Raw genomic sequence first — 12,956 nt, 5'->3', positions numbered from 1 at the left:
CCTCGGGCGCGGCCTTTTTCGTTTTTCGATAAGAGGCCGGGTCGACGCTTTGCTGGACCTTCGGCGGCACGCCTATCATCCTCGCACAAGCTTCGCGGTCTAGTCTTCCGGCGGACAGTCATGCTGGGAGCGGTTGAATCGTGCCGGAACAGATCCAGAGCATCATCGCGAATTTGAAGAGCTTCGGCGTGAGGCGTCTGGCGCTCATGGGCGGCATCGCGGCCCTGGTCATGGCCGTCATCGGCATCGCGTCGGTCTATCTCAACCGTCCGGCCTATGAGACGCTCTATGTCGGCCTCGAGCGTTCCGACGTCAACCAGATCGGACTGGTGCTGGCCGACGCCGGCATCGGCTTCGATGTCGGCTCCGACGGCACGTCCGTGATGGTGCCGGCCGGCACCACCGCGCAGGCGCGCATGCTGCTTGCCGAGAAAGGCCTGCCGACCAGCGCCAATGCCGGCTACGAGCTGTTCGACAATGTCGGCTCGCTCGGCCTCACCTCCTTCATGCAGCAGATCACCCGCGTGCGCGCGCTGGAAGGCGAGATCGCGCGCACCATCCAGTCGATTTCCGGCGTCAAGGCGGCTCGAGTCCACATCGTCATGTCCGAGCGCGCCAATTTCCGCCGCGACGAGCAGCAGCCCTCCGCCTCGGTGGTCATCCGCTATGCGGGCAGCGATGCCGAGAAGAGCGCCATGTCGATCCGCCACCTCGTCGCCGCGGCCGTTCCCGGCCTCTCGGCCGACAAGGTCACCGTGCTCGATTCCAACGGCAATCTTTTGGCCGCCGGCGACGACCCGTCCAACACGAGCGCCGCGCGCACGCTGGGCGTCGAGCAGACGGTCGAGACGCAGATCGGCGACAACATCCGTCGCGCGCTCACCCCTTATCTCGGCCCGGACAATTTCCGCGCCAGCGTCAAGGCCGACGTCAATACCGACACGCGCCAGACCGAGGAGACGATCTTCGATCCGAACTCGCGCGTCGAGCGTTCGGTGCAGTCGGTGAAGACCAACGAGGCCAGCAACCAGAAGCAGGCCTCGACCCCGACCAGCGTCGAGCAGAACCTGCCCGAGACGCAGACCACCAGCACCGAGGGCCCGCAATCCACCTCGCAGAACGACCGCAAGGAAGAGATCACGAATTACGAGATCAATTCCAAGAAGATCGCCACCGTCTCCAACGGCTACACGGTCAACAAGATGTCGATCGCGGTCGTCGTCAACCAAGATCGCCTGAAGACCATCCTCGGCAAGGACGCCACGCCGGAACAGATCGCCAAGCGCGTCGCCGACATCCAGAAGATGGTCGCCTCGGCCACCGGCTTCGACGACAAGCGCGGCGACATCATCGATGTCTCGGCGGTCGAATTCATCAATGGGCTCGACGGCGAGCCGATCGATCAGCCTGGCGTCCTCGCCTCCATCGGCACCTACACCGGCACGCTGATCAATGCCGGCGCCTTCATCGTCGTCGTCTTCCTGGTGGCGTTCTTCGGCCTCAAGCCGATGGCCGCCGCGCTGACGGCGTCGGCGAGGCCCGCGGCAATTGCCGGCCCGAGCTTCGACGACGTGCAGCGATCCCTGCCGACGCCCGATGCGCCGGTCGCCGCGATCACCGCCGAGACCCCGGCCGGCGCCCTGCCCGGCGCGCGCGCCGGTGCAACCCCGCTCGATGACCTGCGCCAGAAAATCCGGCCGGCGCCGCAGGACCGGCTTGCCCGCATGGTCGACCTCAACGAGGAGCGCACCGCGCAGATCCTGCGCAAATGGGCAGCCGTTCCGGAAGCCGTGGGTTAGGCCATGGCCTCGGTAGCCCTCTTCGATCTCCTGCCCGATTTTGGTTCGCGCACGCCGCGTGCCAATCAGGCGCCGACCGCACGCGACGCCGAGCATCTGCCGGCCGCGCCGGAGCCGCAGGCCGACATCGGCGCGCTGATCGCCGAGGCCGTGGCCGACGCGGAGGCAGCGCTCGAGGCGCGCCTCGCGCTCGCCCATCAGGCAGCGCTCGACGCCGAGCGCCAGGCCAGCGACCAGGCCGCGCAAACATTCCTTGAAAGCTTCGGCGGCGATCTCGGCACCGCTGTCGCCACGCGCATCGAGGCCATGGAGCAGCGCGTTGCCGAGCTTGCCGGCGCAACCGTCGCCCGTATCGTCGGCGGCCTCCTCAGCGACGACCTGCAGGAGCGTTCGCTCGCCGCCCTTTCCCGCGCCATCAGTGCGGCGGTTGCCGACAGCGAGGCCGTGCGCATCGCTGTCCGCGGGCCGCTGTCGCTGTTCGAACCGCTGCAGGCGGCGCTCGGATCCCGCGCCGCCAATCTCGACTTCAGCGAGGCGCCGGGCTTCGACCTGACCGCCACCATCGACGAGACCGTGTTCGAGACGCGTATCGCCGAGTGGTCGGCGTCCTTGTCGGAGGTCCTGTCATGAGCGCCGTCGATCATGCCGACACCCGGCACGAGATCATCATCGTCAAGCGCAATCACGACGGTCATGACGAGGGTCACCATGGCGGCGTGTGGAAGATCGCCTTCGCCGACTTCATGACGGCGATGATGTGCTTCTTCCTCGTCATGTGGCTGATCAACGCCGCCAACGAGCAGACCAAGGCAGCCGTCGCCAGCTATTTCAATCCGGTCGAGCTGATCGATCGCAACTCCAGCCGCAAGGGCCTGGAAGATTTGGGCGACGGCCCGAGCAAGGTCGGATTGACCGCGGACAACCCACAGCAGGGCGCGACCAAGGCGGGCGATGACGGCAAGGGCGGCGCCGGTTCATCCGAACGCCGCCAGACCAAGGACGGGGCGCAGGATACCCAGCTCTCCGACGAAAAGCTGTTCGCCGATCCCTACGCGGTGCTGGCGGAGATCGCCGCCGACACAGGCGTGATGCAGAACGTCGGCGCCAAGGGCGAAGGCGGCGCCCAGGCGGCCGGTCCGGCAACCGGCGCATCCGGCGGCGAATCCTATCGCGATCCGTTCGCGCCGGATTTCTGGTCGCAGCAAGTGGCGGCGCCTGGCGCCGAGGCCACCGCCGAACGCGCCAGGATCGAAGGCGACCCGATCAAGCCCGGCGAGAAGGTCGCCACGATCGCGGTGCCGAAGGTGAAGGTCGTTCCCGCCGCTCCTGCGCTGACGGCCGCGCCGCTGGAGCCGCTGGCAACCCCAGAAAAGTCCGACGCCAAGAGCGGGCCAAAGGCCGCGCAAGCCGGGGCCGAGACGCTGTCGGGCGAAGCAGACAAGACCGAGAAAGCCCAAGGCGGGAAAGCTGAAGTCGACAAGCGCGAGGCTGCAGCGGCCGAAACCGCGAAGGCGGAAAAGACTGAACTCGAGCAGGCCGCCGACAAGGCGCCGAGCAAATCCGCTCTTCAGGAAGCGGCGGATATCAAGAAGGAACTCGCCAAGGCATTCCTGCCGGGTGAAAAGCTGGCCGACGGCGTCTCGGTCGAGGCCACAGACAAGGGCGTCGTCATTTCGATCACCGACCAGCTCGATTTCGGCATGTTCGAGATCGGCTCGGCCATGCCGCGCCGCGAGCTGGTGCTGGCGATGGAAAAGATCGGCCGCATCGTCAACGAGAAGAAGGGCACCATCACCATCAGCGGCCACACGGACGCGCGGCCGTTTCGCAGCGACACTTACGACAACTGGCGGCTGTCCACCGCGCGCGCCCATTCGGCCTACTATATGCTGGTGCGCGGGGGCGTCGACGAAAGCCGCATCACCGAGGTCGCGGGGTTCGCCGACCGGCAGCCAAAGATCGCCTCCGATCCGATGGCTGCCGCGAACCGACGCATCGAAATCCTGATGGCGGCCGGCGGATGAGGGCCAGGACCGTCATCGGCCATGCGATGGAGCGCTTCGCCGTTTCAGCGAAACAGCGAACTGCTCCACCTCTTCGCCTTGGCGCAATTCCGAACGGAAAGCCGCGTCACGCTTTTCCTGGGATGGCGCTGGCGCTGGCGCTGTTCGTCGCCGGGCCGTCATCGGCGGCCTTCGCGCAGGACGCCCTGCAACCCTATCAGCTGGTGCGTTCGCTGCAGCTGATCCAGGATCGCATTGCCGGCGGCGATCATGCTGCGCTGCCGATGCAGGCAAAACTCCTCGAAATGATCGACGCCCGGATGCGCAATGCCGATGCCGAGGATTTCAAGGAGCCGAAGAACTTCCGCGCTTTGCTCGTCTACGGCATGAGCGGCGGCAACCCGGTGACGGTCGCGGCGGCGGCTTCGCGCGCGGCAACCGATCCGCAAAGCTTGGCCATCGCCAAAGGCGTCGTCGCCTATCTGAGCGGCCGGCCGGCCGAGGCGATCGAAATGCTGAAGCCGATCGATCCGATGGGCGTGCCCGCCGACCTCGGCGCCTTCCTGGCGCTGGTAAAGGGCTCGCTGCTTGCGACCGATGATCCTGCGGCAGCGCTGAACCTGCTCGACGAGGCGCGCCTGCTCAGCCCCGGCACGCTGGTCGAGGAGGCGGCGCTTCGCCGCTCCGTGGGCATCGCGGCCGCGCAGGGCGACGCCGCCCGTTTCGCGCTGGCTTCGACCCAGTACGTCGCGTCCTACCTTTATTCGCCTTACGCCAGCCAGTTCGCCGATGCCTTTGTTTCCGGCGTCATCACGCTGCACATGGCGATCAGCCAGGACAAGATCGCCGACATCACCTCGATGATGGATCCCGAGCGCGAAACAGTGATCTACCTGCGCATCGCGCGCCGTGCCGCGATCGACGGGATGACGGAGCTCTCGGCTTTCGCCTCGGCGAAGGCCGAGCTGGGCCGCAACGGCAACGGCAACCGGGACGACCCGCGCACTCAGCTCTATTCGAGCCTTTCCACCATGACATCGGCCAGTGTCGATGAAGTGCGCGCCAAGCTCGGCAAGATCGATCGCGGCAAGCTTTCGCAAAGCGACCGCGACCTGCTCGACGCCGCGCAGGCCGTGGCGGGCGAAGTGATGGCGCCGGTGAAAGCGCCCGCAAGTGCCGAAGCCGCACCGACAATCATTGCAAGAGGCGACGGAGGGAAATCCGCGACCGAGGCCTCAGCCGACCCGGCCAATGCGGACTTGCCTCCCGTGGAAGGAGCAATGCCCGAGCAGCCACCGGTCGCGGCACGCGATCCAGCGGTCGCGGTGGGCGATCCGCCGGTCGCGGCGAGTGATCAGGCGAAAGACATGCCGCCCGCCGCTTCGCCCCCGTCTGTGCAGCGGCCGGCGCAAGCATCAGCTGAAACCCCGGCGGCCGCTCTGGCTCCGACCGGCGGCGCGCCGGTGGTACAGGCATCCGCGCCGGCGACGCCCGTTGCACAAGACCCGATCGATGCGGCGGTGACCAGCACGCGGCATCAGCTCGACCAGATCGACCAACTCCTCGGAGCAGCCCCAAAATGACCAGCGTCAACCCGACCTTGCCGGGCTTTGCTTCGACACAGTCCCAGCCCCGGCAGCACACTGCCGGCGGCAAGGATGGGGATCAGAATTTCGGCAAGATGGTGCATGGGACCGAGAGCCCACAGGACAAGCACGCGACCGGACCGGTGATGCCGGACGCGCATCCGCCAAGGCGCTTGCCGACCAATGTCGGCAAGCATGAGCCGGACCAGGACCCGCACGGGAAAACCGGTCCGCAGAAGGCGACGGGAAAGTCCGCGAAGACCAACGGGCAATCCTTATCCGCGAAGCAGACCACGGATAAGGATACCGCGGCGCAATCCGACGACTCCACACCGCTGCAGGACCGCTTGCCATTGCTGATAGCGCTAGGCGACATGAAGCATTTCGCGCAATCGTCAGGCGCGGGCGGCGCTGACGGTGAAGAAGCCGCCGGCGACCACGGATCGCTGGAACTTCGGCTGCGCGCCGGCAAGCGCGCGGCGGTCGGCAGTTCCGCCGAGCCGCTGTCGCGATCCACCCGTTCGACGGCAGCGGACGATTCCGGGCCCGATTTTGGGCAGAAGCCGGTGAAGGCGCAAATGGCTCTCGATATGCCGGGCCGGCGTGATGCCGATGCCTTGCCGGTGCAAGGGGATGAGCCGGCGGCCGACACCCCGTTGCCGCCGCAAGGCTGGCAGCCGGCTTCCGCATCCAAGGCTTCGCTGCAATCGCAGTCGGCCGCGCAGCAGGCTCCGGGCAAGCCGTCTTCTTCCGCCGGACGCATGGAGGTCGTCAGCCAGCAGAGCTTCCCGGCGCCGGCGCAAAACCCGATCGGCCAGACGGCATCGGCGCTGGTTGAAGGGCTTGCCTCCGACAATGGCGTCCAGCAAGCCTTTGCAAGCGCCTCGACGGGCTCCCAGACGACCAATTCTGTTGCCGTTCCGACACATGTGCTGAAGATCGAGCTGCACCCTTCGGAGCTCGGATCGGTTGTCGCCAGCCTGCGGCTCTCGGGGGAGCGACTTTCGATTGAGATGAAGCCCGAGACACACGAGGCATACCGCCGTCTCACCGCCGACAGCGACGCCGTCGTCAAGTCGATGCGCAGCCTCGGCTTCGACGTCGACAAGGTCACCATCCTGCAACCCTCGATAGCGACGCATGCGGCCAGCCACGCCGACGCAACCAGCGCCATGCCGATGTCGACAGGCCGCGACCAGCCTTCGTTCCAGCCTGGGAACTCGGGCGGCCACGGCGCGGGCGGCGGCCGGCAACCGGGAAGGAACAATGGCGATGGCGCACAGGAATTCGGTCGAGCCGCTTCGCCTCTTCGCGAGCGTGCTGACGACGATATGTATATCTAGTTTCGCTGCCGGCCCGGCCAGCGCCGCAGCCAATCCCTGCGAGCCGGAGATCCTGCGCGCCGCCGATCGCTACGGAGTGCCCGCCGGAATCCTGTACGCCGTCGGCCTGACCGAGACCGGAAAGAAGGGTAGTCTTCAGCCTAATGCCTTGAATATAGAAGGAAAAGCCGTGTTTCCTCGCAGTCGCGGCGAAGCGCTCGCCGCATTCAAGATTGCGCGTCGCGAGGGCAAGACGCTGATCGATCTCGGCTGCATGCAGATAAACCATCGCTATCACGGCGCGCAGTTCCGCAGCGTCGAGGATATGCTCGACCCGCATCGGAATGTCGACTACGCGGCGCGCTTCCTGGTCAGCCTGCATGCCCGGCACATGACCTGGTCGATGGCCGTCGCCCGCTATCATGCCGGCCCCGACAACGACCCGGCGCAGAAGGTTTATGTCTGCCGCGTCATCGCCAACATGGTCGCCACCGGCTTCGGCAAATGGACGCCGAATGCCAGCACTTTCTGCAACCAGTAGTTGTTGGACCTGAGAGCCGGCCGACCTTCGCCAGCCTATCCGCCGGCGCCGATATTCGTCAGTCAGCAGCTGGCGCGAATACACCAGCGCAACCGCTTTTATTACGGTTCCCAAAAAAACTCCCAAGAAAATAGCTACAAGAAATGATGGTTTTTCAGGATTCATCGAGCCGGGTACCCCTTTCCGCACGGGGCAAGTGAAATGATTCGGAGGGCGGGCCGATGATCGTGATCGTTGACGAGCGAGAGCTCGTGACAGAGGGCTACTCTTCACTTTTCGATCGCGAGGGAGTGGCCACTGCCGGCTTCGCGCCGGGCGAATTCGGCGAGTGGGTGAGTTCCGCCGCCGACGCCGATCTCAGATCCGTCAGGGCCTTTCTGATCGGCGACTGCCGCGAAGGCGCGATATCGCCGCGCCAGATCCGCGACCGCACCGGCGCGCCGGTGATCGCGCTGAGCGAACATCACTCGCTCGAGCACACGCTGCGGCTGTTCGAAAGCGGCGTCGACGACGTCGTTCGCAAGCCGGTACATATCCGCGAGATTCTCGCCCGCATCACCGCCATTCGCCGCCGCGGCTCCGAAGAGGCCGCCTATACCGAGGTCGGGTCGATGCGGATCTTCATGGACGGCCGCGATCCGGAGATCAACGGCGAGCCGCTGCCGCTGCCGCGCCGCGAGCGGCGCATCCTGGAATATCTGGCCGGCAACCGCGGCCGGCGCGTGACCAAGACCCAGGTCTTCAACGCCATCTACGGCATCTTCGACGAGGAGGTCGAGGAGAACGTGGTGGAGAGTCACATCTCGAAGCTGCGCAAGAAGCTGCGCGAGAAGCTCGGTCACGATCCGATCGATTCCAAGCGGTTCCTCGGCTACCGGCTGGTGTTTTGATGGCCGCCCTCGAGCATGATCCCGAACCGAAGGTCAGCGAAAGCAAAAAGTGGGAACCTGTTTTCGGACAAAGATCATGCTCCAACAAAGAGTCAGAGCGTGATGGCGATTCAACGAAGCGCCATCACCGTCTAGGCCCATCGCGCGCCAGCCTCGCGCAAGACACGAGGCATAATTTTATGGCCTCCTACCCGGGCAATGCGGAGATGTATCGATGAGCCTCTACGGAATGATGCGGACCGGCGTTTCCGGTATGAACGCGCAGGCCAACCGCCTCTCCGCGGTGGCCGACAACATCGCCAACTCCGACACCACCGGCTACAAGCGCTCTTCGGCCGAGTTCTCGTCACTGATCATGCCCGGCACCGGCGGCGCCTATAATTCCGGTGGCGTGACCACCACGATCCGCTCGGCCGTCGGCACGCAAGGCGTCATGACCTACACCACCTCGGTGTCCGACCTTGCCGTCAACGGCGACGGCTTCTTCGTCGTCCAGGATGCCGGCGGCACGCCCTATCTCACCCGCGCCGGTTCCTTCGTCCCGGATGCGCAGGGCCGGCTGGTCAATGCCGCGGGCTACCAGCTCATGGCCTACGACTACGCCAATGGCGATCCGGCAGCGACCGCCAACGGCTTCGAGGGTCTCGTGCCGGTGCAGATCTCCGATCAGCAAATGACGGCGACGCCGAGCACCGAGGGCCTGTTCTCCGGCAATCTGCCCGCGGGCGCGACGCCGCCCTCCGGCCCGCTGCCGTCCAGCAATAACGCGACCGCCGAGTACACGTCGAAAACCTCGCTGGTCGCCTATGACAATCTCGGCAACAAGAAGCTGCTCGACGTCTATTTCACCAACACCGGCACCGGAACATGGGAAGTCTCGGTCTTCGATCAGTCGAAGGCGACCCCCGGCACGTCCTTCCCCTATGCCGGCGGCTCGCTGGGATCGGCCAACCTCACCTTCGACACCACGACAGGCAAGCTCACCGGCGCGACCACGGGCGTCTCCTTCACCGTTCCGGGCGGCCAGACCCTCAACCTCGATCTCTCCAAGCTGACCCAGCTCGGCACCGGCTTCACCGTCGCCGACGCCAAGGTCAACGGCAACGCGCCGAGCTCCATCCAGAAGGTCCAGATCGGCCAGGACGGCGTCATCTACGCTCAGTTCGCGGACGGCTCGACCAAGGCGCTTTACAAGATCCCGCTTGCCGACGTTCAGAGCCCCGACAACCTCACCGCGATGCCCGGCAACGTCTATGTGCAGAGCACCGACTCCGGCGCCGTCCACATCGGCTTTGCCAATGAGGGCAAGCTCGGCTCCATCGTCTCCGGGGCGCTTGAAAACTCCAACGTCGATATCGCCGAAGAACTGACCAACATGATTGCGGCGCAGCGCAGCTACACCGCCAATTCCAAGGTCTTCCAGACCGGCTCGGACCTGATGGACGTCCTCGTCAACCTGAAGAGATAAACGACGGGCGCCGCCCGTGAAAGATCAGCATGTCGCTTTCCTCCGCACTAAGCATTGCCCAATCGGCGCTCCTGGCCACGTCCAAGCAGACCAGCGTCGTATCGCGCAATGTGGCCGACGCGTCGAATCCTGACTATACCCGCCGCATCGCCGTGGTGACCAGCACGGCGCCGGGCGCCCGGGCGGTGGAAATCCAACGCGCCGCGAACGAGCTCCTGTTCCGCCAGAACCTTTCGGCGCTGTCGGCATGGAGCGGCCAGAGCGCACTCTACAACGGCATGGATCAGCTCGAACTGTCGGTCAACGGGGTCGACAACGCGTCGTCCCCCTCGACGGCGATCGCCAAGCTGCAGCAGCAGTTGCAGCTCTACGCCACGACGCCATCGAACCAGAACCTCGGCACCAGCGTCATCGATGCCGCCAAGCAGGTGGTGAATTCCCTCAACAGCGGCACCAAGGCGATCCAGGACTTCCGCACCCAGGCCGACAGCCAGATCGCCACCGCCGTCGACGACCTCAACTCCCTGCTCGGCCAGTTCCAGGATGCCAACAAGGCCGTCATCTCCGGCACGCGATCTGGCACCGACGTGTCCGACGCGCTCGATCAGCGCGACGCCCTCCTGAAGAAGATATCGGAATATGTCCCGGTATCGACCTTTACGCGCGGCGACAACGACATGGTCGTCACCACCAAGGACGGCACGACGCTGTTCGAGACCGTGCCGCGCTCGGTGACCTTCGCGCCGTCGGCCGGCTATTCGGCCGGCACGCCCGGCAACACAATCTACATCGACAACGTGCCAGTCTCGGCCGGCACCGGCGACAACGCCACCGCCGACGGCAAGCTTGCGGGCCTGCTGAAGCTGCGCGACGGCGTCGCTTCGACCATGCAGAGCCAGCTCGACGAGATCGCGCGCGGCCTTGTCACGGCATTTGCCGAAACCGCGCCATCGCAGCCCGATGCGGCCGGCCTGTTCACCTGGTCCGGCGCCCCGGCAATACCGGCCGCCGGCACCCTGGTCGACGGCCTCGCCGGATCGATCGGCGTCAACGCCGCCTTCGATCCGAGCGCCGGCGGCAATCCCGCGCTGTTGCGCGACGGCGGCGCCAACGGCGTGGCCTATGTCGTCAACACCGGCGGCGCATCCTATTCGGACCTTCTGATCAGCTACGGCAACAAGCTCGATCAGCCGATGGCCTTCGATGCCTCGGCCGGCATCGCCGTCAGCTCCGGCGTCTCCGACTACGCGGCCAATGCCATCGGCTGGTTCGAAGGCGTGCGCCAGCAGGCCTCGACCAATGCCGACAGCAAGCAGGCGCTGGCAGCGCGAACGGCCGAGGCGCTGTCCAACGATACCGGGGTCAATGTCGACCAGGAGATGTCCCTGCTTCTCGATCTCGAGCACACCTATCAAGCCTCGGCGCATATGATGAAGACCGTGAGCGACATGCTGGACGCCTTGATGAACGCGGTAGGATAATTCATGAAAGCGACAGCCGTTTCCTCAGCCGCCATCTCCAACGCTCTGCGTTACCAGCAAGCAAAAATGCAGGCGGACCTTGTGAAGGCGACGACGGAATCCACGACCGGCAAGGTCGCGGATGTCGGTCTGGCGCTTGGCGGGCGCACGACCCAGGCCGTCACCTTCCAGCGCGACCTCGACCGGCTGAACGGCATCGTCGATTCCAACGCGCTCGTCACCGCGCGCCTGACATCGACCCAGGATTCGCTCGGCCAGATCGCCGGCGCCGCGCAGAGCTTCCTGTCGGCGCTGACCAGCGGCGTGTCGGGCGACTCCTCGACCAGCATCCTGCGGACCGCCGGCGCCTCGGCGCTGCAGCAGATGACGGGTATTTTGAACACCAGCGTCAACGGCGAATATCTGTTTGCCGGCACCAACACCGACGTCAAGCCGATCGACGATTTCAACGCCACGGGCTCGCCGGCCAAGGCCGCCTTCGATGCCGCCTTCTCGAGCTATTTCGGCTTTGTCCAGACCGCCCCGGCGGCGGCCAACATCACCGCCACGCAGATGGACGACTTCATCACCACCAAGGTCGAGCCGCAATTCCTGGGCGCCGGCTGGCAGGCCAACTGGTCGAGCGCCACCGATGAGCAGATCACCAGCCGTATCTCGCTCAACGAAACCACCCAGACCTCGGTCAGCGCCAACGAACAGGGTATCCGCAAGCTCGCCATGGCATCCGCCATGGTCAGCAGCCTGCTTACCGGCAGCATCAGCGAGGCCGCCCAGAACGCGGTCGTCAGCCGCGCGCAGGCGCTGGTCGGCGAAGCCATCGGCGGCATTACCCAGGTGCGGGCCGAAACGGGCCTTGCCCAGCAGCGCGTATCCGATGCCAGCGACCGCATGAAAACCCAGGTCGACCTGTTCGAGAAGCATATCGTCGATCTCGAAGGCGTCGATCCCGCGGAAGCCGCTACCCGGGTCGCCGACCTGACGCAGCATATCGAGACCTCCTTCGCCTTGACCGCGCGTCTGCAGCAGCTCAGCCTGCTGAACTATCTGACTTGAACACGTAAACCGGAACGCCAGAGCGCCGACGATGTATCAATTCTCCTACGCCGACATCCAGACCGACTCCGTCGCCGATGCCAAGGACCGCGAGCGGCAATTGCTCACCCGTTCGATCGACATGCTGGCAGCGGCAGCAGCCGTTGGCACCGAGTCGATGGAAGCCGTCGAGGCGCTGCATTTCACCAACCGCATCTGGACCACCTTCGTCGAGGATCTCGGCTCCAGCGACAACGCCCTGCCCAAGGAGCTGCGCGCCAACCTGATCTCGATCGGCCTATGGCTGCTGCGCGAGACGGAAGACATCCGCCAGGGCCGCACCAACAATTTCGAAGGACTGATCGAGGTCTCCCAGATCATCCGAGACGGCATTCAATGACCAACACGCTGAAGATCTCGCTAAAGCCCAACGAGAAGATCTATATCAACGGCGCGGTCATCCGCGTCGACCGCAAGGTCACCATCGAGCTGATGAACGACGTGCAGTTCCTGCTCGAAAGCCACGTCATCCAGGCCGATCAGGCCTCGACGCCGCTCAGGCAGCTTTATTTCATCGTGCAGATCATGCTGATCAACCCGCTCGGCGCCCCCGAGGCGCGCGAGATGTTCCGCCGCTCACTGCCGATGCTGATCGCAAGCTTCGACAACCAGGACATCTGCAAGGGCCTGAAGCAGATCGACCGGATGGTCGGCGAGGATGAGATCTATGAGGCGCTGAAAGCGATCCGCGCGCTCTATCCGCTCGAGCGCAGGGTGCTCGAAGACAATGACGACATCCCCCAAACGCCGCGCGCACTGGCTGTAGGAGCATAA

The 12,956-nt window shown here is 65.2% G+C and carries 12 protein-coding genes; all 12 read left to right on the top strand.

The window, feature by feature from the left end:
- The first annotated feature begins 140 nt into the window (after positions 1 to 140).
- The 12 genes from fliF (at position 141) to flbT (ending at position 12,956) form a co-directional block, all read left to right on the top strand.
- On the top strand, positions 141 to 1,799 hold the full coding sequence (gene fliF, locus FJ419_RS06820; protein ID WP_140688766.1) for a flagellar basal-body MS-ring/collar protein FliF: 1,659 nt from the start codon (positions 141 to 143) through the stop codon (positions 1,797 to 1,799).
- Between the two features lie 3 nt (positions 1,800 to 1,802).
- Complete coding sequence (locus FJ419_RS06815) at positions 1,803 to 2,429, top strand: hypothetical protein (RefSeq protein WP_140688764.1); 627 nt, start codon at positions 1,803 to 1,805, stop codon at positions 2,427 to 2,429.
- A complete protein-coding gene (locus FJ419_RS06810; protein WP_140688762.1) occupies positions 2,426 to 3,823 on the top strand; it encodes a MotB family protein in 1,398 nt (465 codons plus the stop codon). Before FJ419_RS06815 ends, FJ419_RS06810 begins: the two co-directional genes overlap by 4 nt.
- Positions 3,824 to 3,945: 122 nt before the next feature.
- Positions 3,946 to 5,385: a chemotaxis protein MotC gene (locus tag FJ419_RS06805; protein WP_140689326.1), complete on the top strand. Its 1,440-nt coding sequence runs from the start codon at positions 3,946 to 3,948 to the stop codon at positions 5,383 to 5,385.
- On the top strand, positions 5,382 to 6,731 hold the full coding sequence (locus FJ419_RS06800) for a flagellar hook-length control protein FliK (protein WP_140688760.1): 1,350 nt from the start codon (positions 5,382 to 5,384) through the stop codon (positions 6,729 to 6,731). The genes FJ419_RS06805 and FJ419_RS06800 overlap by 4 nt, the downstream gene beginning before the upstream one ends.
- Positions 6,661 to 7,251 (top strand): transglycosylase SLT domain-containing protein, encoded by a 591-nt coding sequence (locus FJ419_RS06795; RefSeq protein WP_140688758.1) that lies wholly within the window; start codon positions 6,661 to 6,663, stop codon positions 7,249 to 7,251. The genes FJ419_RS06800 and FJ419_RS06795 overlap by 71 nt, the downstream gene beginning before the upstream one ends.
- Positions 7,252 to 7,472: 221 nt before the next feature.
- Positions 7,473 to 8,141 (top strand): response regulator transcription factor, encoded by a 669-nt coding sequence (locus tag FJ419_RS06790; protein WP_140688756.1) that lies wholly within the window; start codon positions 7,473 to 7,475, stop codon positions 8,139 to 8,141.
- Positions 8,142 to 8,355: 214 nt separating this feature from the next.
- Positions 8,356 to 9,609, top strand: a complete 1,254-nt coding sequence (locus tag FJ419_RS06785) for a flagellar hook protein FlgE (protein ID WP_140688754.1) — start codon at positions 8,356 to 8,358, stop codon at positions 9,607 to 9,609.
- A 29-nt stretch (positions 9,610 to 9,638) separates the two neighbouring features.
- Complete coding sequence (gene flgK, locus FJ419_RS06780; RefSeq protein ID WP_140688752.1) at positions 9,639 to 11,090, top strand: flagellar hook-associated protein FlgK; 1,452 nt, start codon at positions 9,639 to 9,641, stop codon at positions 11,088 to 11,090.
- 3 nt (positions 11,091 to 11,093) lie between these two features.
- Positions 11,094 to 12,143: a flagellar hook-associated family protein gene (locus FJ419_RS06775; RefSeq protein ID WP_140688750.1), complete on the top strand. Its 1,050-nt coding sequence runs from the start codon at positions 11,094 to 11,096 to the stop codon at positions 12,141 to 12,143.
- Between the two features lie 31 nt (positions 12,144 to 12,174).
- Positions 12,175 to 12,522, top strand: a complete 348-nt coding sequence (gene flaF, locus FJ419_RS06770) for a flagellar biosynthesis regulator FlaF (protein ID WP_040989989.1) — start codon at positions 12,175 to 12,177, stop codon at positions 12,520 to 12,522.
- Positions 12,519 to 12,956 (top strand): flagellar biosynthesis repressor FlbT, encoded by a 438-nt coding sequence (gene flbT / locus FJ419_RS06765; protein ID WP_140542852.1) that lies wholly within the window; start codon positions 12,519 to 12,521, stop codon positions 12,954 to 12,956. Before flaF ends, flbT begins: the two co-directional genes overlap by 4 nt.

The organism is Mesorhizobium sp. B2-6-2 (assembly GCF_006440615.1).
Taxonomy (GTDB): domain Bacteria; phylum Pseudomonadota; class Alphaproteobacteria; order Rhizobiales; family Rhizobiaceae; genus Mesorhizobium.
The sequence above is the reverse complement of the archived record's forward strand: the minus strand, read 5'-3'. Positions and strand labels throughout refer to the sequence as shown.

Coding starts and splice junctions, on each gene's coding strand:
- FJ419_RS06810 (WP_140688762.1), top strand. CDS start 2,426: ATGAGCGCCGTCGATCATGCCGACACCCGGCACGAGATCATCATCGTC.
- flbT (WP_140542852.1), top strand. CDS start 12,519: ATGACCAACACGCTGAAGATCTCGCTAAAGCCCAACGAGAAGATCTAT.
- FJ419_RS06805 (WP_140689326.1), top strand. CDS start 3,946: ATGGCGCTGGCGCTGGCGCTGTTCGTCGCCGGGCCGTCATCGGCGGCC.
- FJ419_RS06800 (WP_140688760.1), top strand. CDS start 5,382: ATGACCAGCGTCAACCCGACCTTGCCGGGCTTTGCTTCGACACAGTCC.
- flgK (WP_140688752.1), top strand. CDS start 9,639: ATGTCGCTTTCCTCCGCACTAAGCATTGCCCAATCGGCGCTCCTGGCC.
- FJ419_RS06775 (WP_140688750.1), top strand. CDS start 11,094: ATGAAAGCGACAGCCGTTTCCTCAGCCGCCATCTCCAACGCTCTGCGT.
- FJ419_RS06815 (WP_140688764.1), top strand. CDS start 1,803: ATGGCCTCGGTAGCCCTCTTCGATCTCCTGCCCGATTTTGGTTCGCGC.
- FJ419_RS06790 (WP_140688756.1), top strand. CDS start 7,473: ATGATCGTGATCGTTGACGAGCGAGAGCTCGTGACAGAGGGCTACTCT.
- flaF (WP_040989989.1), top strand. CDS start 12,175: ATGTATCAATTCTCCTACGCCGACATCCAGACCGACTCCGTCGCCGAT.
- FJ419_RS06785 (WP_140688754.1), top strand. CDS start 8,356: ATGAGCCTCTACGGAATGATGCGGACCGGCGTTTCCGGTATGAACGCG.
- FJ419_RS06795 (WP_140688758.1), top strand. CDS start 6,661: ATGGCGCACAGGAATTCGGTCGAGCCGCTTCGCCTCTTCGCGAGCGTG.